Below are 20,209 nucleotides of genomic sequence, written 5' to 3' on the forward strand. Positions count from 1 at the left end.
CCTTATCGATAAATATCACCAATCAATTCATCCATTCCCTCTTCTGTTATGCTATCCATCACCATCATAGTTTCTTTATGAGCACATAAAAAAGCAACAAATCCATCAATCTTCTTTTTGGACTGTCGCTTACTTGGTGCTTTCATTCCATTGATATTTGTTACAACTACAACGTTAAGTGCACAATAAACAAATAAAGGATTGTCGGTCATTATACGTTTTTCATAAATAAGTATTTCTGAATCATCCATCATTGCATTCATAACATTAGGCCACTGACTTACTGAAATACACTCGAGACCGAGATTCTCAAGTTTTTCAATTAATTTTTGTGACATCGCTGGGTCATAGTTTATTTGCTGCACATCGTATAAATTCATGCATTCTACAATGTAATCCATAACCTGATCCTGGTTTATCATCTTTCCATCACAAAAAGTAACAAAACCTCGTTCAACCATATCAGTATATGGAACGTTATCTTCTTTTTCACGATGTTCGATATCTTCATTAGGTACAAAATACATTTGTTTAACCTTTAATATTGACTTTCCTTCCTCGGTATAACCAGCGTTAGGGAAATTCAAGCTTACACATGTTAAATCGGTTGTTTTCGATAAGTCTAAACCGATATAGCAAGTTTCACCTGTTAAATCGCCCAGGTCTTCCACAAGAACATGCTCAACTTGTCCTTGTTCAAAGAAATTTTCCGCTCCATTTACGAATACATTTAAATGTTTAGAAAGGAACTCAGCTTTTTTATGAGCCGAACGTGACGCTGAGATGAATTCTGTTTCAAGTGCACTCATCGTTACAGATACACCGATATTTGGGTTAACCATTGCCCAAACATTACGATCTGTCCAATCATAATTCTTGTTAGGTTCGTATATCATGACAAAACTTGAGTCATTATCATCACGTTTCAATACTTCTTTGGCTTCACGATATACTCGCATACCAACCGATGAAGAACCTTTACCAGCCGTTGATATATTAAACATAATTGGTTCAGCACGAGAAACCTGCGCTGATTTAAAGTTATCGTACTGATCCATATTTTCCTGAGCATGAAGCTCGTCATTTAAAATGAAGTGCGGATTGGACCCCTCAATGGATTGAATGTTTTTACTCATTACAATGAATTGGTTCTGATAAGCTAAATCATCACGAATATAGTCATATGTCACACTAGAAATGGTACCTTTTGGCCCTTTATAAATGTGTGAACAATCCATTAATACATCATGGTTCATAATTGTTGCTGCAAATGGCTTTGCTGCATATTGAGCCTGGTTAAAATCACTCGCACAACAATAACAATCGGCACTAAGTACTCCTTCACCGTACATCGCATAACCAAGACCACCAACACCGATTAAAGTTTTACCATTCTTCTTAGGAACCTGAATGTAAGCTTCTCGAGTAACTCGGACAATTTGTCCTTTTTCATTCTTATGAATCCATCCATAGATCCAGGAGTAAGCGAATTTCTCCCAATCTTCCAGGATAAAAGGTTGTCCTGCTAAATCACCTTTCGTATGCCGGACAAACGTTTCAACCCAATCCATCATTTCATTCGCACGGTCCACATCAAACCAAATATCTTTACGCTTTTTCCATTTATAATAACGATCTACCATTGCTTTGATAGTATCGGGATATTTTTTAGGATTCTTTCTTACCTTTTCCGCATAAACATCTGCATAATTAACGCCACGTTCAATCATTTTGCACCACGCCATTTATTACGATGTTCATCTAATTCACTAACTTTAGCCTTTGGTTTCTTTAACTCTTCATTTTTCCCAACAGTTGAACCACCAGTGATTTGTCTGCCTGCTTTGGTTCTATTTGTAAGTCCCAATAAATCTAATGCTTTAGTTTTCTTATCAGACCAGGTCTCCACCTGCTGTGCTAATGGATGCTTTGAATTATTTGTAGCACCAGCTTTATTTGTATGTTGCTGCGTTGCTGGAAACCCTTTTTCTTTCCATTCGATAAACATCGTCATATAAACTTCGAAAATATCTAAATACGATTCAATTAATGGATCTAAAGTAAGGGTGTAAATATCTGCATCACGCATGATTTTTAATATCCGATTTTTCTCAGCTTCTGTTTTATCGGCAACAATTTTTTGACGCTCTTTTTTCGTAGACATTTCACACCCCCCCTTTATTTTTTAAAAATGCTGTCTAACGATAGAGATGCCCCCTACGCTACCTATCCTCCCCAGAGAAGAAATTTTAATTTTTGATAGGGGGGCTTCCGAAATAACTCGGAAAAACTTTTTTCGGTTTATCTTCATTTTCTTCGATTGTATGACAAACTGGACAAAGTAATCTTAAGTTATTCTCTTCTAATTTAAGTGTTTCATCTTGTTTAATTGGTATTACATGATGAACATGAGCACTTCGACCAAAGACGAACCTTCCACATCGACCGCAGCAGCCATTCTCTCTTTCATATACCTTTGACCTAACATACTTCCATGCATCAGTGCGATAGAATGGTTTGTTATCATGATGGTAGATGTTCTTCTGATCCTTCTTCTTCCTTGGTTTGTTACGCTTATGTTCTTCACAGTAACGTCCTTTGCTTATCTTGTTACGGCAGCCATTGAAGTCACAGTACTTCATTCGGTATCAGTCGTTAATTGCCCAACGACATAGTTACGAATTGATTCTTCTTTCTTTAACTTAGATGGCACTTCAATATTGTTGTCTTTAGCGAAAGATAGCAACGCTTCAACATTCATATCATCCAGGTTAATTTCGTAATCTACAACCTTACCATCAATCGCACTGAAGTCTTTACCCTTCGCAAAATCTATTCCTCCGATCATACTCTCAGGATTAACAGTTACTTCGAATCCTGGTTCTTCACCAGTTGGAACAAATAGACTTCGTTTTTCTTTTGTATCCCAATACTCTGTACCTGATATTGTTTTTCTAATTTCAGTAATCATTTACATTCACACTCCTTATCTAACGGAACAATTGTTGTATTATGTTTTAAGTTATGAATACAACCCTTTCCTTCTAAATAAATTCTTTTCCCTATAATTGATGTACCGCAATCATGACAAATTAATTTAACCATTTCTTCACCATCAGAATATTTCTTGGGAACATCTATCTCTTCCACATACCAAATACTACGCACATACTTTACTCCACTCGGTATAATCTCATTCTTTTGTACTACCTTTGTAATTACATACTTCTTATTTAATGTTTCTAATGCATCAATAACTTTATGAAGTTCATCTAAGGATGTAATTTGCTTTTTATATTTGTACATTTCCTCTTGCTCCTTTTCATCCTTAATAGATTTCAATTGTGCTATTTCCTTTTCAACCATTTTGTCTATTGGATCTAAAAACTTTACTGAAGTTATTTCAAACCGTTTGCGATTACTACCTTTTAACTTTTTAAATAACCCAAACACATGAAACACCACCTATGTAATTTGGACATAATAAAAGAGCAACTGTGCACCAGTTACCCTTTCGTCAATTTCTTATGTTATTACTATAATTCATATTTTCAATAGTTTCGTTTCCCTAAAAGTACCTTCCCTAAAAGTAACCTTACAGATCATCCACAAACTTGATTATCTTTCTTACTTCGGCATGCTTACGTTTAATGTAATTTGGACTATAATTCAAATCACATGCAATTTGTTCTAATGTCATACCATATATGTATTTCTTTACAAGTATTTGATTATCTAGCCCTTTAAACTTACTAATCAATTCCATAAGGTCATACATGGCATTCATTTCATTTGCTAACTCATATTCAATTGCTTCAATACGTTCTTCTACCCTTGCACCTTCCGATTCAGCAGTTAAACGTACCTCTCGCAAATCACCACTGACCCAGCGTTTTAATTCAGCTTTTGTTTTATCTACGTTGTAATCTAAGTATGCGATTCGTTCCTCTAATTTCTGATAGTCTTTCAGCCAGTCAAACAAATGATGATTCACCTACTTTCTTTGTTTCTTCCACAATTCTTTTACTCGCCATGCATTTTCAAATAGTTTTGAGCAAATCGTAATTGTTGGGCAATATATGGATCGTTCTCTCCTCCGCCACTCGCTAACCAGTCTCTTACACGATCATTGATATCTCGTAACACTGGATAAGGTAATTCAGATGATATTTCAACGATTTTTTCTAAATAAGTCACTTTATCATCCCTCATTTCTACTTAAAAAATATAAATCTCATAAGACACGTTTTTTTACCTTTCTAAGACGTTTTACCTTTTTCATAACCAAATGTATTAAGATAGAAAAACAACCTCGTTTTTTCTTAATTTAAAAGGCTGTTTTTCTCCTAAAATGAAAAATTTTTAATGAGTTACATCAGGTTGCTCTTTTGTAACTAATTCTAGTAATTCATTCAGATCAATACCCGTTTGTACTTCAATTGCTGTCTGATATAAAGCAGATATTGCTGTATTAAAATCATTGTCATTTACATCTAAAACAGCCATGATTAATACAATCAATTTTGCTAAATCCTCTGAATCATATTGAGTACCAACGAATTGTTTTAAAGCTTCTATAAATTTTGTTCCTGCTTTCGTTAATTCACCATTATTCGTAATTGCTTCAAAATCTTTATTAAATTTATTAGACATTTGTTATTCCCCTTTCAATCGCTCTTTAGCTCTATTGACTACCCACTCTAACTCCTGTTCATTCAGGTCCTTACAAAAGCTGTTTTCTCTGTAGTTATCAGTTATCTTTCCATTCTCTATATCAAGACTCAACCAAATAGAAGCTGTTTCTAATCCCATTTCATAATGGTTCATTTTTTCATTCTCCCTTTCTATACAAAATTCAAATTGTATTAATACCCTGAGCCGAAGCCTAGGACAGATATTTATTCAGCAATCGTTTCTTCATCAACAATTTTCAATTGACCAGGAGCAACTTCCGTTGTCCCATCAGGTTTAACGTTGTATTCTACACCTTCATGTGGTTCTTCATAAAACTCATCAATAGACATTTGCGAAGGCTCAAGAATGATAGAAACATTTTCACCAGCGAATGGATAAAGCTTATTAATTTTATCTTTCGTATCACCTTTTACATTGAATTTAAGAACTGTTTTCTTGCTATCACGTTGAATAGAAACAAATTCAGCACCAATTGGTTCCACATCACTTTTCTCCACAGTTAGATGAACGATTGTACCTGGCATTTTTAATAATTCATCAGCATGTGGAAGTTCATCACTTAATACATGGAACATTAAAACTTCCTTTTTATCGTCCTTTTGCATTTTCTTGAATAATACGTTCAAATTTACCTTTGTCATGGTTCAGGCTCCTTTTGTATTAGATTGATATTGGAACTAAAGTTTTCCTGTTATTTCTGTACGTTTCTGAGCTTAGAAAGTCTTTCAGCCGCTTTCTGTCTTTGTTCTTCTGTCATCACTCGTAAATTCTTCATTGTTACTTGTTTTTCTTGAAGAACACCTTTAACAGCCGTTGGCCTTCCATCCTCTTCTTCTAAGGTTTGTAATTCACATAAATTAGATAGTTTTCGAATGTGTTTCGGTACAGTAGAGTAAACGTTCCACTCTCCTGTGCTATAGTCAAAAACCAATGTAGTTTCTTGTTCTTCACGAGAATAAATCATTATTCATTCGACACCTTTCGACAAAACAACCTTATGACTTTACCTCTTTATAAATCTCTTTAAGTTGTGCTAAAGATAATTCATAAAGCTGTAATCCTTCAGGCGTTTTAAAATATCCCATTTTTATTACTTCTGATTTATAAAAGTCCTTTTGGACTTCAATTTCCATAGACAATATTAGATAAATCCTTTCTTCAACAATTCACGAGCCGTATATAAAAATCGATGATAAATATAATTTCCAGTTGCAACAGCTGGTATATACACTACAGAAAATCCATATCGTACTTCAAATGTTTGCAAACTACCAAGCAATGACTCTGGTTTGTATTGACTTCGATATTCACCTTTTAATATTTTTTGATATCCTTGTGAATCTTCCACAATGAGAACAAATGCATTTTGCGAAGCACGAATTAATTCATTTTCAAATCTTGAGCGATCTTTAATTGATTGAACCAATTCATCAACACCATTTTTCCGTTCTACCACAGATGTTAAATAAGTATCTTTCATAATTCCCATTTCTGGATTTTTAGGAATCATTGCTGAATAATCACCTGTTTTCATACCACGAATTTTGAATGGAACATTCTTTTTCCGAAAATAATCAAGTACATGAGTATTTTGTTGTTCCCTAGTATCTACGATGATTTCTAATGTATCTAGGATTTGTTTTAATTCCTTATCTGAATATCGATAATGAATTGCGGGCATTTATTTCACCTTCCTAAAGTGCGACATTGCACGATTGAATATTTCTTGTGAAAGCTCATCTGTTAATTTATTTTCATAGTTGGCCACAGATTCTTTTACATACAACCAGCCATTAAGTGAGAAATTTAATGTTAATTCCATGACCAACCTTGCAGCAGCTTCATCATGATTAAACCAATCATTAATTTTCGGATTTATATCTTGTTCAACACCGATAAAAAAATTAATAATTTTATCTATCGTTTGTTTTACTGCATGATCTTGGTCCGAATAATTCCCTTGTAAATATTTAACGATTCGTAGCTTGTATTCTTTAATCACCGCTTCAACTTCAGGAGCAATCTTTTTATGATTTTCAATGTATAAGTCATTTCCATCAAGAACGAGCTTCGCTCCCATCGATTGAACACCAGCACATATTTGTTTTGGATGCATATTACACCTCTTTTTCAAAAAGGGTTATCGAGGGTTACTAAGTTTTTTATTCAGTAACCCACTATAAAATCAGTCATATCAAGGTTTCAAGGCTCATTTTGGTAATCAGAGTTACTAAGATTACCTGTGTTTCTATTAAAGCCCTATCTATATATTATTTTTTTATTTATTTTCTTATAGGCTGTTATAGAAAATTCAGTAACCCTCAGTAACCCATAAGCTATAAACATTGATATAACAACATTTATAAGGGTTATTTAAAAAATAGTTCAGTAACCCTTAGTAACCCAAAATTAAACTTTTTTCCTATTTATAGGAGTTATGTTGCTCTTCTCTTCTTTTTCGTCACCGGAAAATAAATTAGCTCCTGCAAATTCATTTAATGTCATTCCATGAATGTACGTTTTATTTTTCGAACCCTTTTCTTTTTTAAACCCACGTATTTCTAACTGGCGATAAAAAGCACGGTTTTTCAAATCCATTTCGTTGTTCTGATAACACCATTTTGTATAATTCTCATAAAGTAACTTTGCTTCAATTCTTGCTGTAGAATAAACAGCACAGTTTTCATCGATAAATGGTCCCAATATATCCATATCTTCACGATATTCAGCCGTCGCTGCCTTCACGGCTTCAGGTGCACGTAATCCTTCAGCCTGCCACTTCATGCAGCCTTCCACCGCCCAACGCAGAACACCTGGCATTTCTTTTGCTAATTTATCCGGTAGATCATAATCAATCTTGTCTTTCGGTATCGTTACGGTAAATGGAATAAGCATAATCCTTCTCCAAATACCTTCATCTGAACCTTTAACAATTGGCTTATGATTGGTAGTAAAGAATACTTTAAACTCTGGTGTAAACTCGAAATATTCCTGACGTAAGAAACGTGCTGACATCTTCTCTCCACCAGTTATTTGCTTAACCAGTGCTTCAGATAATTGTTGCCCTTCTTCACTCTCAACAGCTGATACAAAACGCGCTCCATCAAGTCGGGCCACATCATTATTAATTCCTGAATCATTTCTCTTCTTTAGGAAAGTATCACTGTTTGTTTGTCGTCCATAATCACCAAGTAGGTCCTGAATGATATTGATAAAAGTAGACTTACCATTACGGCCATTACCAAATAAGAAAAACATTACTTGCTCTTTCGTTACACCAGTTAACGAATAACCGATTGCTTTTTGTAAATAATTGATGAGCTCACGATCCGCTTCACCAGTATGTATTTTAAAAATACTTTCCAAGAAAGCTTTCCAGTGTGGACATTGAGCATTTTTGTCATATTTTATTGGTGACATTTTTGTTAATAATAAGTCACGATCATGTGGTAATAATTCACCATTCTTTAAATCAATAACTCCGTTATCACAATTAAATAGAAAACTATGAGAATCTAATTCTTTCTTTTTAACTGATACCATCGGTCTCACATCCAATATGCTATTTATTCGTATTGTCCGTCTTTCACATTTCTTAGCCCAATCATGCAACATCTTTGATTGGTATTTATCCTCTTCGGCTTTCGCTTCTGCATATAATGCTCTAAGCGTTTTAGCTGTTATAGCTTCAATTTGTCTCTTACTATCCTCACACCAATGCTTTCCGTTCCATATGAGCCATTCCAGCTCATTGCAATAGCGAACATTCTCACCATGATAATAAGCAATTCGTTCCGCATTTCCTAACTCAGTTAAATGAAACTTTGGTACTTCATCGATTATTTCCTCAGTATCTTCAATTGAGTTATCTGAAATATACACCTCATACTTTTTCTCTTCAGGCGGTTCATAATCAGCTATTGTGGAAGGCGTTGAAAGGATTGCTGTATCAATTGTTATTTGCCCATATGTACGACCATCGCTAGAATGTGGTTTATCCCACTTCTCTCGAAGTAAGGAAGACTCTCTAAACATTGAATCCATCTTTGCAGCATCTTTATCCGTCCAAAATGCTAGATGATTACATAAGGCCATATCCGTTGAAGAATGGTCACTATTTATCAAAATCCCCTGGAATAAATCTTTAATGGATGCACCGCTTTTACTATCAAACATTCGCTCCCATAGTTCCGCATTCGATAAGCTAGTAATGTCTTCTCGTTCAAATGAAGTGGCACTTTGTTTTTTCTCAGGCTTTGGCTTTTCTTTTAAATACTTATCAAATAAAACTTTTAATTCGTCCGTTCTATCTTCCACAGGAACTTGATCCAGGCAATCACCGGTGAAGGTGAAGTACCGTCCATGTCTATATACTTCCAATCCAAGGTCAACATTTTTACGTCCTGTTCCTGGCCCTTTAAGTGGTAAAGTACCTCTAGCAATGATGTGGATTCCATCACCGCTTGGACTATATTCTGTATAGCTTTGCAAAGTTTCAATTACATCCTCAGCTAAACTTGTAAGAGCTCCTTCTTGAATGCAATGGTCAATATCGATTCCTACGAATGGATCATCCTTGGAAAACATAAATCCGATGCCGTCATATCCACCTTTTTCATAGAAATTTATGATTGTCGGAAACGTTGACCAGCTTCGTTTATTATTTGATTGAGCCATCTCCCCATTGATTTGATAAGGCACTTTCGTTTTCTTACCATTTCTTACTTCTGACCGCCATAAGATCCAATGAGGAGTGTTTTTAAGCTCTGCCGGTATTTGATTAAAGTTACATCTCATTTGATTACTCCCTTTTGAAAAGGGAGCCCTTAGCAGCTCCCCTCTATTTGAATTTTGTTAATTTATTTTTAGAATGGTACATCATCATCTGAAACTTCAACGCTATTATTTGGAGCTGCCACTTCAGATACTTTAAAACCATTTACTTGCGGATATTTTTTACCATTGTACTCACGTTCACCTACTACTAATCGCAATGACTTATTAAGGAATGCATCAGCCCATTCTTTGTAGCTACCAAATCGCATACCATCAGGGAACTGTGCCGCTTTTGATGCCGCTTGGAATCTCCAGATAGCTTTATCAGTAACAGTGAAGTTATCGAATAGAATTTTTTGCCCTTGGAATGGCTGCTCTACATCGCTACGAATCTCATAATCAACTACCACTTGATTATTTCCTGAAGCCGCTTGTTTTAATTCAAAATTAACAACCGTTACTTCATACTCCCCTGGCTTAATTACCTCAAATTCAGTTGCTTGGCTATGATCTACTTTAAACATTATTTTTCCTCCTTAGTTTTCAAATCTTGTAATCTATCTAAAGCAACGGTTAAATACTTCATATTGAAATCTTCTAGTTTTTGATTAGTTTTAAATTCAATTTCAGAAAGCATTTTCGCTGCATCATCACTGGTATTAACAATTTCTTTAATTTGTGTAATAAGATTATTTCTTTCATTTTCTTCCTCAGCTTTTACATCAATACCCAACTCAAGCCATTGATACAATTTGCGACCTACTTCAGCAGTAATTTTCTGTGGATGTCCTTCGAACATTTGCGTATTATCCTTTGAAGTATCAGCTACATGGTCAATATCGATTACAAAATTAAGCATGAATTCGTATTCCATTTCTTCTTTCTGTACAGGCTTGGTTCCAACTTTTCGTGGTGCCATTTTACCTTTCGTATCTGGTTCTACTACATACTCAGTTTTAGTTCGCAAAGTTGCTAATATATGAACATTGTTCTGAGTTAACGTTTTTATTAATTTAGTAGTTTCAGATGAAAGCTTGCCCCAGTTTTGAAATGAGTTACCAGACATCTCACCATGAGTTTCTATAATGCCGCCTTCACCTTGCCAGTTATGTGATAATGAATCGATGATAAGTACTTCAGTACCAGCCTTCTTCATAACTTGAACCGCTTCATTATATCTTTCAGCTGTGTACGGTGGAGTGAAGTTAATATGTAGGAAATTCCCTATTTTTGTTTCCCCATACACAAGACCTACATGAAGTTTTGAGCGTTCATGTTCTGTATCGATTACACCAATCTTCTTCCACAATTCTTCTTCTGATAAATTAGGATATGCTTCTTGCATCATTCCAAAGGCTGTAAGTAATGAACTACCTGTTTTACCTGACCCACTACAACCGATAAAACCAATAACAGCTTTCATTTTTTCACGTTTGGCTTCTGTTACTTGAAACATCCTTACACCTCCACACTATAAGAAATCATCTCCGGCTTAACCTTCACCCCTGGAACAATTTGACCATCCTCATCCACAATTACTTTTTCACCGCTGATTTCTACAATCTTAATTTTCTTCTTGAAATCAGCCCATTTGATTTCTGTTTTTAAGCAATCATCCATTTCATTTTCGATGACATATTGAAGTACCTGGACTTTATCTTGTTGCTCCGGCGCTTCACTACTCTTACGAGTTTTTGATTTACCGTAAGGAGTACTAATTGTTTTCTGTTTTGGATCCGCTGCAAGTTGTTCTGCATGGTAACGTTGGATATGACTTTCAAAGAATGAAATACTATTGTGGATGGGCTTCAATTCGCTTTGCTCCCATTCTGTAATACGGTCACGTTCAACGTTTGCTAATGTTGTAACTTCTTTTTCTTGCGCTTTAAGTGCATTCCATTTCCGAAATGCCCAGTTAAGGCTTTCTAAATCATGAATTTCAAATCGCTTTTCCGCATCTTGTAATTCATCCACTTCCGCTAGTTCAATTGCTTGTAATGAGTTCATCGATATTACCTCCAAATATATTTTTAATTTCTTCTTCAGTGTGAAGGGAAAAATAAGTTAAACCGTTTTTTGTAAAAGTAGCTTCAAAAGGATATTCCGAACAATCACGTTTCACTACTTCTAGATTTCCTTGCTCATTTAGGAGTTCTTCAAATAATTGATACCTTACATGTATTTGGTTGTTATAGACACCTAAAATGCCTCTTTCCTGTGCTAAATGTATAGCTTGTACACTTTCCTCTATTGCAGTAATATCCATCAAAATTCCACCACCCTGGCATATTCCACAGTTCTGCGGATTACTTCTCCACCAACATCATTGGCTACTTGTTTTGATTTTTCATATTCGAATTCCATTGCCCCTTTAGATAACCTCGTTATTACCAATGGATCTGGGTTGCTAATAAATAAATTACCTACACTTACTAGATATGTAGTTTTAGGTGGTAACTGTTCATCCATCCTTTTGCCCTCCTTTACACGAATAAATTTCATGCTATAATGACTGTGAATTTTCTTTTCTAAATCACCTGTTGGCGCAGGTGGTTTTTTATTGCGCTTTAAAGCATGGTACTTCATATTTTTCAATTAAGTACATTTTCAAGTTATGCTGCAACACTGCATCTTGACCGAACATATAGTAAGTATCATCTTTCCTAATCTCAACACCGTAAAAATCTTCAATTGGATGATCCGCTACCTTAATCAATCAACTCACCTCCCTCCTATGATAAAGTTAGGTTTTTTAGGAAAGGGATTTACCTATAAACCCATGAGTATCTAGTAACTATGGGATACTTATATTTGTAGATAGAGTGGTACCGGTCACCCCCTTGAATCTTGTATTCGGTTGAAAGATTGGTACCTCTGTCTAATAAGTAATTTACGAATGAGTTGGATGTTGATGGCTTTCTTAGTCATTCTTCGTATCTCTTCCGAGGTAGTAGCACTTATTAGTTCAGAGGAACACAAACACTATCTAACACTTATTAAAATAGGAGTGTACACGATGTTGTATTTAGGTATTGATATTGCCAAACATAAGCATTATGCATCTATTATGGATTCCAACGGGAATCCTGTGGAAAAACCATTCCCAGTCTATAATCATCGAAAAGGAGGCCAAGCATTATTAAAGAAAATCTATCAACACATTGACGCCCCAACAGAAATTAAAATCGGAATGGAAGCGACTGGACATTACTGGTTAGCGTTATATTCCTTTTTGTTAGACCATGGGTTCTCAGTGATTGTACTGAACCCAATTCAAACGAACGCGTGGCGGAAAGGAACAGAGATTAGAAAAAGAAAAACAGATGCCATTGATGCGACAATGATTGCTGATGTGTCATTAGGTTTGGTAACTTTTTAGAAACGCCTCTTGTAGATGAAAAGATGTTTGCCCTCAAACAACTCAGTCGCTTTCGTAATTCTCTCGTAAGTAGTATGGGTGATTTAAAACGTAAATTACTTGTCGTATTAGATCAAACATTTCCTGAATATCAAAAAATGTTCTCAGATGTTTTCGGTAAAACTTCCACACAAATTTTACTGGCGTACGCTTCTCCCAGTGACTATGAGCAAGTATCTATAGACGATTTAACCCAAATAATCGAACAAGCAAGTCGTAACCGACTAGGAAAAGAAAAAGCACATCAAATCATTGAATCTGCCTCTCATTCGTTTGGTATTACTTTCGGTAAAGAAGCATTCTCATTTCAGCTAAAAATGTTAATGGAGCAAATCCACTTTATTAAGATTCAACTCAAACAATGTGAAGAACAAATGGATGAACTCCTTATTGAATTGGATACCCCCATCACTACAGTACCTGGCATTGGACCTATTTTAGGTGCCACTATACTAGGTGAAATTGGAGATATCAAACGATTTGATAAACCTTCAAAACTTGTCGCTTATGCGGGCATTGATGCCTCTGTATCCCAATCGGGCCAATATAACTCGACTAGCATGTCCATATCAAAACGTGGCTCTTCCCATCTACGTAGAGCATTATTTCAAGCTGCCGTTACTTGTTATAGATACGATCCAATTTTGAAAGCCTTTTATGAAAAGAAAAAACAGCAAGGAAAGCATTATTACGTTTGTATCTGTGCAGTAGCCAGGAAATTATGTCATATTATTTACGCTATCTTAAAAAACAATAAACCTTATAAAGTCCCTATACCTATCGCCTAGAAATCAAGTTAATACCTTGATTTTTTTAACCTTTTCTCAAGGATTATTTGGTGTGCACTTTTTTTCAGTGAGCACTTCCATTATTTATTCTGCATTTCACCCTTGACTTTTCATAGTTGGTCTTCGAGTCGAAACCTTACGGTTCATTTCATACATCTTGCGCTTTGCTTCTAATTCAGTAATTAGTAACATTGCTGGGTTATTTCTCGTTTCTGCGCATTTTTTTACAACCTCTGATGCCTTCATTAATTTACTTGCCGATAATACTCCATTCATGATTGGTCACCTTCCTTTCTTTTTTCCTTTATAGGTTAATATCGTTCGTAATTTCCCATCTTTCATGACCACTTCCCTGTCATAATTCGACAAAATTTCCTCGCGATTTATTCTTTCTACTTCTTCACCGTATCCCCAATATCCAGCACGAAGTAGAAATTCAGAATATCCTTCTGGAATCGGTAATTCATAACCATCTAAGGTGATTCTAGTTACCTCAATACCTTCTCTAATTATCATTTCGTTCACCTTCTACATTTCAGGAATGACTCCGCCTTTAATTCTACTTAAAGTAGAGTGCACATTAAAAAAAATATGATCATAACTAATTTCTAAAAAGTTACAAATTTTTTTCGCATCACCAATAGTAATATCATCTGGATGTCTCTCCATTTTTCTATATGTATCAACATGAACATTTAATTGTTCAGCCACTTCCTTTTGAGTAATTCCTTTCACTAGCCTAACTTGCTTTATAGTGAGAATCATCAGTTTCACCTCGTTTCGTTTCGCTTACAAACACATATTAGTCTACCTAAAGTAGAATGTCAACATCTAAAACTCTATTAAACTCTACTTTACTTTTAAATTATCGCCTTTGAAGTAGAATTTTTTCGGCTTTATATTGAATAAAATCTACTTTCAGTGTAATATTATAGTTATAAAGTTGACGGAGGTCACCAAAATGAGTATCGGAAAAAATATAAAAAAATTAAGGGACAAGCATAATCTTAATCAAAAAGAAATGGGAGAAATCGCTGGTGTTTCAGATAAAGCTGTATCAACTTGGGAAAAAGGACTAAAAGAACCAAGAATGGGCGCTATTCAAAAAATCGCTGATCATTTCGGAATATTAAAAAGCGATATTATTGAGGATCAAGATGCTAAAGTCACTCACATTAGACCTAATCAGCATAAAATTGAAAATAATTGTAAGGCTGTTCCTCTACTTGGAGCAATATCCGCTGGTACTCCTCTTGAAATGGTCGCTGTGGAAGAATGGATTAACGTTCCAGTTGAAATAACAGATAGCCATCCGCATGCATTTTTACTAAGAGTAGTTGGTGATAGCATGAATAAAGTAATACCACCAAATATGTTAGCCTTAATAGATCCAGATATTGAAATTAAAAATGGAGATATCGCCGCAATTGCTGTTAATGGATTTGACGCTACTTTAAAAAGATTTTATAAATTCCAAGATGGAATTACTTTAGAACCAGAAAGCTATAATCCGGAATATAAAACACAATTTTATGATTCTAAAACTCAAGAATTCACTCCAGTTGTAGTAAAAGGGAAATTAGTTTGGTACATGGCACCACTTAACGTTAAATTCTAAATGTAAGGGGTGATTATTTTGATTAAAGCAGCTATCTATATTCGTGTTAGTACACAAGACCAAATAGAAAATTATAGTATAGAGGTTCAACGGGAAAGAATAAGAGCTTTTTGCAAGGCAAAGAATTGGGACATCTATGATGAATATATAGACGGTGGTTATTCAGGTTCAAATTTAGAGCGTCCTGGTATAAAAAAACTTATAACTGATTTAAAAAACATAGATGCAGTTGTTGTATTAAAATTGGATAGGTTATCTCGCTCTCAAAGAGATACATTAGAACTAATTGAAGAATATTTTTTAAAAAACAATGTAGACTTTGTATCTATAACAGAAACGTTAGATACTTCCACACCATTCGGTAAAGCGATGATTGGTATATTATCTGTATTTGCTCAATTAGAACGTGAGACAATTGCAGAGCGAATGAGAATGGGACATATTAAACGAGCTGAAAATGGTTTAAGAGGAAACGGTGGAGATTATGATCCATCTGGTTACACAAGAGAAAAGGGCCATTTAATAATAAAAACTGATGAAGCTAAACACATTAAGAGAGTTTTTGATTTATATGAGCAATATCATTCAATCACTAGGGTACAGGAGACTTTAAAGGAAGAAGGATATCCTATTTGGAGATTCAGACGATACAGGGACATTCTTTCTAATATATTATATATAGGGCGTGTAACGTTTGCAGGAAAAGAATACGAAGGTCAACATGAGCCTATCATTTCATCAGAACAGTTTAAACGTGTACAAGTGCTTTTAGAACGTCACAAGGGGCATAATGCCCATAAAGCTAAACAAAGCCTGTTATCAGGGCTTATAACCTGTTCTTGTTGTGGAGAGAATTATGTAGCTTATAGTACGGGTAAATCTAAAGATGTTGAATCCAAAAGATATTATTACTACATTTGTAGAGCAAAGAGATTCCCAGCTGAATATGAAGAAAGATGTATGAATAAAACCTGGTCCAGAAAAAAACTTGAAGAAGTTGTTATTTCTGAATTAAAAAGTTTAACTGAAGAAAAAAAACAAACCCACAAAAAAGAGAAAAAGATTAATTATGAAAAACTAATTAAAGATATAGATAAAAAAATGGAGCGTTTGCTTGATTTATTTATGAACACTACAAACATAAGTAAAAACCTTTTAGAACAACAAATGGAAAAACTTAATTTAGAAAAAGAAAAACTCCTTCTTAAACAACAACGATCAGAAGAATCTCTTTCTCGTGAAGTAACTTTAACTGTGATAGATGATTTATTTGAAACATTAGAGTTTAAAGAAAAACAAATTATAATCAACAACTTTATAGAACAGATTTATATCAATAATGAAAACGTCGAAATCATTTGGCGTTTTTAAGTAATTATTTTATGTATTCATTTCGGGCTATTCATACAGCCCAAATAAAAAATGATTCTTTTCGCTTAATAGCCTCTATAACTCCTTGCGCCGCCAAATTCTGACCAGTAGACAACGTTCCGCTCCACCGTAACAAGTTTAAATTCTTTTCTCTCTTTCTTTCAGCAATCCCGCGAACAAGTAAAGCACATTCACTTACCCTCCCCATCGTTATACACTTCCGGCAATATGTGCACACTTTACTGCATCTTTTACATAAAAACGACGCAAATAGCCGCTGTTCTATATTTCCACAGCGCTGACATACATATTTAGAAGCCTTCTTTTTTACACCTTGTACACAGACGACCTCTCCCTTCTTTTTCAAATCATTTAATTCCCTCTGTAAATCTGAAGAAAGTTCGTCTAATAGCAACTGTTTCCCCGCTAGCATCGACAATCACCTCCAGCACTACTATAAACCCTTCTTCAAATCCCGTAAAAACTCAAAAAAGTCGATAACCTACTTATAAAATAGTAAGCTATCGACTTTATACACGTTTTTTATTCTTTTATAAATCCTAGAATCGACCGTATCCTAAGAAATGTTTTTTGTTATACGAACTGTTAATATCACCGTACGCAATTCCTTTATCACTAGCATGGATCATTTGGCCATTACCAACGTAAATACCGATGTGAGATGGACCTGCTTTATAAGTACCTTGGAAGAATACTAAGTCTCCCGGTTGCGGGCTACTTACTTTTGAAACAGAATTCCAGTAACCATTAACGTCTTGACGACCTACACCAAAAATGTAAGAAATGAATCCACTACAGTCAAAACCACCGTTTGATGGAGATGCACTTCCCCAAACATATGGCTTACCTAAATATTGCTTAGCTTTACCAATTACGCCAGTATCCGGTGGAGTTGGTGCTGAGTTTTGCTCTGGTGTTTTCTTTTCTGCTTTAGGTGCCTCTTTTTTAGGCTCTTCTTTTTGAGCTTGTCCACCATTGTTTGCTGGTGCAGCTTGCTCTGCAGGTGCTTGTGCTGGCTGAGCTTGTGCAGCTTTAGCAGCTTGCTCTGCTTGTTTTTGAGCAGCAGCTTCTTGTGCAGCTTTTGCTTGTGCTTCTTCTTCTGCAATGCGTTGTAATTGCAGTGCTTGTTTCTCAAGCTCTTTCAATTGACCTTCCGTACTTGTCATTGAAGTTACAACTGTATCCATTTTACCGCTTAAATCGTTTACCGCTGCTGCTTTTTTCTCTTTTTCAGCGTCAAGTTCTTTCTTAGCAGTTTCAATTTGAGCTTGTGCTTCTTTTAATTCTTTTTGTTTCTCTTTTACCGTTGCAACATCTTTTTTCACACTAGCTTGATCTTCTTGTTGTGTTTTCATGATATCTTCATCAGACTCAAGAATTTTAGAAACAGAAGTTAAACGATCAACTAAATCTGCAACGTTTTTAGAGTTTACAAGAACTTCTGTTACAACGTTCGTATTTGGTTGTTCTTGAAGTGCAACTAAACGCTTTCTTAATAGCTCTTCACGTTTTGCAATCTTTGTTTGTAATTCTGCAATATCTTTATTTTTCTTTTCAATTAATTGCTCAGTATCAGAAACTTTTTTCGTTGTTTCATCAAGCTTTGCAGCATTCTCTTGAACAGATTTATCTAAACCTTGAATTGTTTTGTTTAAGTCATTCATTTGTTTTTGTAATTCATCACGTTCTTGTTGTTGTTTATGTAAAGTGTCATTTTGTGTATTAATTTGTGATTTCACGTCAGAAATTTTATCTTCTGCAAATACATTTGGTGTTAGCCCAGAAAACATTAACCCTGCAACTAATGCGCAAGATGTCATTTTTAGCTTTTTCATTTTATTTTTTACACCGCTTTCTTTTTCTTTTTCCGTATATAACCTATAAAATTTATACCATAATTCGGGATTTTTTTTGCTAATGTTACGTTTTTGTAAAACAAATGTAATATTATATGTATCTCTAGCGCAAAATTCGTATATTTTTGTATATATGTGTAGAAATTTATATACTTTTCTCACTTCTGTAAAAAAAGAAAAAACGTAAGGAATCCCTTACGTTTTATTAAATATACGAATACAAATGAAATGCTACTTCATCCATTTCTCAGCCCAGTTTTGGACCTCATCCATAACACTTTCTAACGCTTTTCCCTTGTCAGTTAAGCCATACTCGATTCGAACTGGTACTTCTGGATAGACATTACGAACTACAATGCCCTCGCTTTCCAATTCCTTCAAACGCTCTGACAACATACGATCGCTCATATTTGGGATAATATCTGCGATTTCTCTAAAACGTTTCGACTCTTCAAGCAAAGATTTAATAATTAAGCCAGTCCACTTCTTACTAAGCAGAGTAAAAGCTGACTCAAACTTTGGACATAAACAAGAATTATGCTCCATATGTTTCACCTCTCTTCTATTATAATATAGTTTCTTGTAAAAAGTAAGTTATAAAACTTTCCTCATTATTTTATTTTACGTACATTTTACCATTTCCAAATATTAACTTGTCAAATAAACGTAACATACCCGTAAAAAAACCCTCTTAAAAAGAGAGCTTTTTATATCTTTATTACTTCGTATACCATCCAAGACCTAATGCACCTTCACCTAAGTGCGTACCAATTACAGCTCCAAAATAACCTGTACGAATTGTGACGTGAGGATATTTTGCTTCTAATTCTTTCTTCCATTCATTCGCTTCTTCTTCACGTTGTGCATGAATGATAACTGCTTCCATAGGTACACCTTTACTTGCTTGCTCATCAAAAATTTCAATGATACGTTTTAATGCTTTTTTACGTGTACGAATCTTTTCAAACGGAATAATGATTTTATCTCTAAAATATAAAACTGGCTTCACTTGTAACAGACTGCCGATGAAAGCTTGCGCGCTATTCAATCGACCACCACGTTGTAAATGATGTAAATCATCAACTACAAAATAGGCGTCCATCGTTTTCTTCATTTCATCAAAACGAGCGATAATCTCTTTTGGGTTCTTTCCTTCACTTGCTAACTTTGCACCTTCACGCACATAAAATCCTTGTACTTCACAACTAATTTCAGAGTCATACGTGTATACATCAATACCCTCTACCATCTGTCCAGCTGTCGTTGATGTTTGATATGTACCACTAATTCCACTTGATAGGTGAATGCTAATAACTGCATCATAATCTTTAGCTAGTTCTTCATATAGCTCAACAAACTTTCCGATTGCTGGTTGAGAAGTTTTTGGAAGTTCCTCTTGTTCACGTACTTTCACATAAAAATCATCTGCTGAAATTTCAGCTTCTTCTTGATAAGATTCTGTTCCAAACACAACGTTTAATGGAATCATATATATATTGAGTTCATCACGAATTTGCTTCGGTATATATGCCGTACTATCAGTAACAATAGCTATTTTCATTTTCGTACCTGCCTTATAAAAAGTTTTATTTCCTAATTTTACACGAAAACTACAAATGGTGCATCCATACATGAAAATGCCGGTTGAAATTATACCTACCATCTC

The 20,209-nt window shown here is 34.8% G+C and carries 27 protein-coding genes and 4 pseudogenes; 3 read left to right on the forward strand and 28 right to left on the reverse strand.

The window, feature by feature from the left end:
* Nucleotides 1-2: 2 nt before the first annotated feature.
* From V6946_RS27645 to V6946_RS27745, 21 genes and pseudogenes are all read right to left on the reverse strand, one after another.
* Complete coding sequence (locus tag V6946_RS27645; RefSeq protein WP_406622164.1) at nt 3-1,730, reverse strand: terminase large subunit; 1,728 nt, start codon at nt 1,728-1,730, stop codon at nt 3-5.
* Nucleotides 1,727-2,164, reverse strand: a complete 438-nt coding sequence (locus tag V6946_RS27650) for a P27 family phage terminase small subunit (RefSeq protein ID WP_088114452.1) — start codon at nt 2,162-2,164, stop codon at nt 1,727-1,729. The genes V6946_RS27645 and V6946_RS27650 overlap by 4 nt, the downstream gene beginning before the upstream one ends.
* A gap of 85 nt (nt 2,165-2,249) precedes the next feature.
* On the reverse strand, nt 2,250-2,642 hold the full coding sequence (locus V6946_RS27655) for an HNH endonuclease (RefSeq protein ID WP_088114453.1): 393 nt from the start codon (nt 2,640-2,642) through the stop codon (nt 2,250-2,252).
* Nucleotides 2,639-2,971, reverse strand: coding sequence for a hypothetical protein (locus tag V6946_RS27660; RefSeq protein ID WP_088114454.1), 333 nt, complete (start codon nt 2,969-2,971; stop codon nt 2,639-2,641). The genes V6946_RS27655 and V6946_RS27660 overlap by 4 nt, the downstream gene beginning before the upstream one ends.
* Nucleotides 2,968-3,453: a hypothetical protein gene (locus V6946_RS27665; RefSeq protein ID WP_088114455.1), complete on the reverse strand. Its 486-nt coding sequence runs from the start codon at nt 3,451-3,453 to the stop codon at nt 2,968-2,970. Before V6946_RS27665 ends, V6946_RS27660 begins: the two co-directional genes overlap by 4 nt.
* A gap of 142 nt (nt 3,454-3,595) precedes the next feature.
* Nucleotides 3,596-3,982 (reverse strand): hypothetical protein, encoded by a 387-nt coding sequence (locus V6946_RS27670; RefSeq protein WP_088114456.1) that lies wholly within the window; start codon nt 3,980-3,982, stop codon nt 3,596-3,598.
* A 41-nt stretch (nt 3,983-4,023) separates the two neighbouring features.
* Entirely contained in the window at nt 4,024-4,197 is a 174-nt protein-coding gene (locus V6946_RS27675) for a DUF6877 family protein (protein ID WP_170957975.1), read from the reverse strand.
* A 165-nt stretch (nt 4,198-4,362) separates the two neighbouring features.
* Nucleotides 4,363-4,653, reverse strand: coding sequence for a hypothetical protein (locus tag V6946_RS27680; RefSeq protein WP_088115082.1), 291 nt, complete (start codon nt 4,651-4,653; stop codon nt 4,363-4,365).
* Nucleotides 4,654-4,656: 3 nt separating this feature from the next.
* Nucleotides 4,657-4,827, reverse strand: a complete 171-nt coding sequence (locus V6946_RS27685) for a hypothetical protein (RefSeq protein ID WP_172452098.1) — start codon at nt 4,825-4,827, stop codon at nt 4,657-4,659.
* Between the two features lie 71 nt (nt 4,828-4,898).
* Nucleotides 4,899-5,336: a hypothetical protein gene (locus V6946_RS27690; protein ID WP_088115081.1), complete on the reverse strand. Its 438-nt coding sequence runs from the start codon at nt 5,334-5,336 to the stop codon at nt 4,899-4,901.
* Nucleotides 5,337-5,386: 50 nt separating this feature from the next.
* Complete coding sequence (locus V6946_RS27695) at nt 5,387-5,659, reverse strand: hypothetical protein (protein WP_406622165.1); 273 nt, start codon at nt 5,657-5,659, stop codon at nt 5,387-5,389.
* A gap of 31 nt (nt 5,660-5,690) precedes the next feature.
* Nucleotides 5,691-5,828, reverse strand: coding sequence for a Fur-regulated basic protein FbpA (gene fbpA / locus V6946_RS27700; protein WP_406622356.1), 138 nt, complete (start codon nt 5,826-5,828; stop codon nt 5,691-5,693).
* An 8-nt stretch (nt 5,829-5,836) separates the two neighbouring features.
* On the reverse strand, nt 5,837-6,376 hold the full coding sequence (locus V6946_RS27705) for an ERCC4 domain-containing protein (RefSeq protein ID WP_406622166.1): 540 nt from the start codon (nt 6,374-6,376) through the stop codon (nt 5,837-5,839).
* The gene (locus tag V6946_RS27710) at nt 6,377-6,811 is read right to left on the reverse strand and encodes a hypothetical protein (protein ID WP_406622167.1); all 435 of its coding nucleotides are present in this window, start codon (nt 6,809-6,811) and stop codon (nt 6,377-6,379) included.
* 293 nt (nt 6,812-7,104) lie between these two features.
* Nucleotides 7,105-9,492: a phage/plasmid primase, P4 family gene (locus tag V6946_RS27715; protein WP_406622168.1), complete on the reverse strand. Its 2,388-nt coding sequence runs from the start codon at nt 9,490-9,492 to the stop codon at nt 7,105-7,107.
* Between the two features lie 68 nt (nt 9,493-9,560).
* Entirely contained in the window at nt 9,561-9,995 is a 435-nt protein-coding gene (locus V6946_RS27720; RefSeq protein ID WP_406622169.1) for a DUF669 domain-containing protein, read from the reverse strand.
* Nucleotides 9,995-10,927 carry an AAA family ATPase gene (locus V6946_RS27725; protein WP_406622170.1) on the reverse strand — a complete coding sequence of 311 codons (933 nt, stop codon included), beginning with the start codon at nt 10,925-10,927 and terminating at the stop codon, nt 9,995-9,997. Before V6946_RS27725 ends, V6946_RS27720 begins: the two co-directional genes overlap by 1 nt.
* A 2-nt stretch (nt 10,928-10,929) precedes the next feature.
* Nucleotides 10,930-11,478, reverse strand: a complete 549-nt coding sequence (locus V6946_RS27730; RefSeq protein ID WP_406622171.1) for a host-nuclease inhibitor Gam family protein — start codon at nt 11,476-11,478, stop codon at nt 10,930-10,932.
* On the reverse strand, nt 11,456-11,737 hold the full coding sequence (locus V6946_RS27735) for a hypothetical protein (RefSeq protein ID WP_406622357.1): 282 nt from the start codon (nt 11,735-11,737) through the stop codon (nt 11,456-11,458). The genes V6946_RS27730 and V6946_RS27735 overlap by 23 nt, the downstream gene beginning before the upstream one ends.
* Nucleotides 11,737-11,940 (reverse strand): hypothetical protein, encoded by a 204-nt coding sequence (locus tag V6946_RS27740; RefSeq protein WP_406622172.1) that lies wholly within the window; start codon nt 11,938-11,940, stop codon nt 11,737-11,739. Before V6946_RS27740 ends, V6946_RS27735 begins: the two co-directional genes overlap by 1 nt.
* 88 nt (nt 11,941-12,028) lie before the next feature.
* A pseudogene (locus tag V6946_RS27745) lies at nt 12,029-12,184 on the reverse strand (YqaI family protein); the annotation flags it as partial.
* 303 nt (nt 12,185-12,487) lie between these two features.
* Here V6946_RS27745 and V6946_RS27750 point away from each other — a divergent pair.
* Nucleotides 12,488-13,677: pseudogene (locus tag V6946_RS27750) on the forward strand (IS110 family transposase).
* 96 nt (nt 13,678-13,773) lie between these two features.
* Here V6946_RS27750 and V6946_RS27755 read toward each other — a convergent pair.
* From V6946_RS27755 to V6946_RS27765, 3 genes are read right to left on the reverse strand one after another with little or no spacing between them, the layout of a single operon-like run.
* Entirely contained in the window at nt 13,774-13,953 is a 180-nt protein-coding gene (locus V6946_RS27755) for a hypothetical protein (RefSeq protein ID WP_406622173.1), read from the reverse strand.
* 6 nt (nt 13,954-13,959) lie between these two features.
* The gene (locus V6946_RS27760) at nt 13,960-14,193 is read right to left on the reverse strand and encodes a hypothetical protein (RefSeq protein ID WP_088115330.1); all 234 of its coding nucleotides are present in this window, start codon (nt 14,191-14,193) and stop codon (nt 13,960-13,962) included.
* Between the two features lie 12 nt (nt 14,194-14,205).
* On the reverse strand, nt 14,206-14,442 hold the full coding sequence (locus tag V6946_RS27765; RefSeq protein ID WP_406622174.1) for a helix-turn-helix domain-containing protein: 237 nt from the start codon (nt 14,440-14,442) through the stop codon (nt 14,206-14,208).
* Between the two features lie 196 nt (nt 14,443-14,638).
* Here V6946_RS27765 and V6946_RS27770 point away from each other — a divergent pair, with 196 nt between their 5' ends.
* Nucleotides 14,639-15,295 carry a LexA family protein gene (locus tag V6946_RS27770; protein WP_406622175.1) on the forward strand — a complete coding sequence of 219 codons (657 nt, stop codon included), beginning with the start codon at nt 14,639-14,641 and terminating at the stop codon, nt 15,293-15,295.
* Between the two features lie 9 nt (nt 15,296-15,304).
* Nucleotides 15,305-16,666 carry a recombinase family protein gene (locus V6946_RS27775; RefSeq protein WP_406622176.1) on the forward strand — a complete coding sequence of 454 codons (1,362 nt, stop codon included), beginning with the start codon at nt 15,305-15,307 and terminating at the stop codon, nt 16,664-16,666.
* Nucleotides 16,667-16,700: 34 nt separating this feature from the next.
* On the opposite strand, the pseudogene V6946_RS27780 reads toward V6946_RS27775, so the two are convergent.
* The 4 genes and pseudogenes from V6946_RS27780 to V6946_RS27795 all read right to left on the reverse strand — a co-directional run.
* Nucleotides 16,701-17,099 (reverse strand): annotated as a pseudogene (locus V6946_RS27780) (DNA/RNA helicase); the annotation flags it as partial.
* Nucleotides 17,100-17,226: 127 nt separating this feature from the next.
* Nucleotides 17,227-18,626 (reverse strand): annotated as a pseudogene (locus tag V6946_RS27785) (coiled-coil domain-containing protein).
* Nucleotides 18,627-18,774: 148 nt separating this feature from the next.
* Entirely contained in the window at nt 18,775-19,089 is a 315-nt protein-coding gene (locus tag V6946_RS27790; RefSeq protein WP_000400857.1) for a helix-turn-helix domain-containing protein, read from the reverse strand.
* A gap of 172 nt (nt 19,090-19,261) precedes the next feature.
* The gene (locus V6946_RS27795) at nt 19,262-20,104 is read right to left on the reverse strand and encodes a DegV family protein (protein ID WP_000684725.1); all 843 of its coding nucleotides are present in this window, start codon (nt 20,102-20,104) and stop codon (nt 19,262-19,264) included.
* Nucleotides 20,105-20,209 lie beyond the last annotated feature (105 nt).

The sequence above is a fragment of the Bacillus sp. PPSBB_2 genome (assembly GCF_045291115.1).
GTDB classification, from domain to species: Bacteria; Bacillota; Bacilli; order Bacillales; family Bacillaceae_G; genus Bacillus_A; species Bacillus_A cereus.

Excerpts from the sequence above, each read along its gene's own strand:
- V6946_RS27695 (WP_406622165.1), bottom strand. The coding sequence starts at position 5,659 with ATGATTTATTCTCGTGAAGAACAAGAAACTACATTGGTTTTTGACTAT.
- V6946_RS27735 (WP_406622357.1), bottom strand. The coding sequence starts at position 11,737 with ATGGATATTACTGCAATAGAGGAAAGTGTACAAGCTATACATTTAGCA.
- V6946_RS27795 (WP_000684725.1), bottom strand. The coding sequence starts at position 20,104 with ATGAAAATAGCTATTGTTACTGATAGTACGGCATATATACCGAAGCAA.
- V6946_RS27755 (WP_406622173.1), bottom strand. The coding sequence starts at position 13,953 with ATGAATGGAGTATTATCGGCAAGTAAATTAATGAAGGCATCAGAGGTT.
- V6946_RS27710 (WP_406622167.1), bottom strand. The coding sequence starts at position 6,811 with ATGCATCCAAAACAAATATGTGCTGGTGTTCAATCGATGGGAGCGAAG.
- V6946_RS27655 (WP_088114453.1), bottom strand. The coding sequence starts at position 2,642 with ATGAAGTACTGTGACTTCAATGGCTGCCGTAACAAGATAAGCAAAGGA.
- V6946_RS27790 (WP_000400857.1), bottom strand. The coding sequence starts at position 19,089 with ATGGAGCATAATTCTTGTTTATGTCCAAAGTTTGAGTCAGCTTTTACT.
- V6946_RS27770 (WP_406622175.1), top strand. The coding sequence starts at position 14,639 with ATGAGTATCGGAAAAAATATAAAAAAATTAAGGGACAAGCATAATCTT.
- V6946_RS27725 (WP_406622170.1), bottom strand. The coding sequence starts at position 10,927 with ATGTTTCAAGTAACAGAAGCCAAACGTGAAAAAATGAAAGCTGTTATT.
- V6946_RS27685 (WP_172452098.1), bottom strand. The coding sequence starts at position 4,827 with ATGAACCATTATGAAATGGGATTAGAAACAGCTTCTATTTGGTTGAGT.
- V6946_RS27720 (WP_406622169.1), bottom strand. The coding sequence starts at position 9,995 with ATGTTTAAAGTAGATCATAGCCAAGCAACTGAATTTGAGGTAATTAAG.
- V6946_RS27740 (WP_406622172.1), bottom strand. The coding sequence starts at position 11,940 with ATGGATGAACAGTTACCACCTAAAACTACATATCTAGTAAGTGTAGGT.
- V6946_RS27660 (WP_088114454.1), bottom strand. The coding sequence starts at position 2,971 with ATGATTACTGAAATTAGAAAAACAATATCAGGTACAGAGTATTGGGAT.
- V6946_RS27715 (WP_406622168.1), bottom strand. The coding sequence starts at position 9,492 with ATGAGATGTAACTTTAATCAAATACCGGCAGAGCTTAAAAACACTCCT.
- V6946_RS27645 (WP_406622164.1), bottom strand. The coding sequence starts at position 1,730 with ATGATTGAACGTGGCGTTAATTATGCAGATGTTTATGCGGAAAAGGTA.
- V6946_RS27730 (WP_406622171.1), bottom strand. The coding sequence starts at position 11,478 with ATGAACTCATTACAAGCAATTGAACTAGCGGAAGTGGATGAATTACAA.
- V6946_RS27760 (WP_088115330.1), bottom strand. The coding sequence starts at position 14,193 with ATGATAATTAGAGAAGGTATTGAGGTAACTAGAATCACCTTAGATGGT.
- V6946_RS27705 (WP_406622166.1), bottom strand. The coding sequence starts at position 6,376 with ATGCCCGCAATTCATTATCGATATTCAGATAAGGAATTAAAACAAATC.
- V6946_RS27650 (WP_088114452.1), bottom strand. The coding sequence starts at position 2,164 with ATGTCTACGAAAAAAGAGCGTCAAAAAATTGTTGCCGATAAAACAGAA.
- fbpA (WP_406622356.1), bottom strand. The coding sequence starts at position 5,828 with ATGGAAATTGAAGTCCAAAAGGACTTTTATAAATCAGAAGTAATAAAA.
- V6946_RS27680 (WP_088115082.1), bottom strand. The coding sequence starts at position 4,653 with ATGTCTAATAAATTTAATAAAGATTTTGAAGCAATTACGAATAATGGT.
- V6946_RS27690 (WP_088115081.1), bottom strand. The coding sequence starts at position 5,336 with ATGACAAAGGTAAATTTGAACGTATTATTCAAGAAAATGCAAAAGGAC.
- V6946_RS27765 (WP_406622174.1), bottom strand. The coding sequence starts at position 14,442 with ATGATTCTCACTATAAAGCAAGTTAGGCTAGTGAAAGGAATTACTCAA.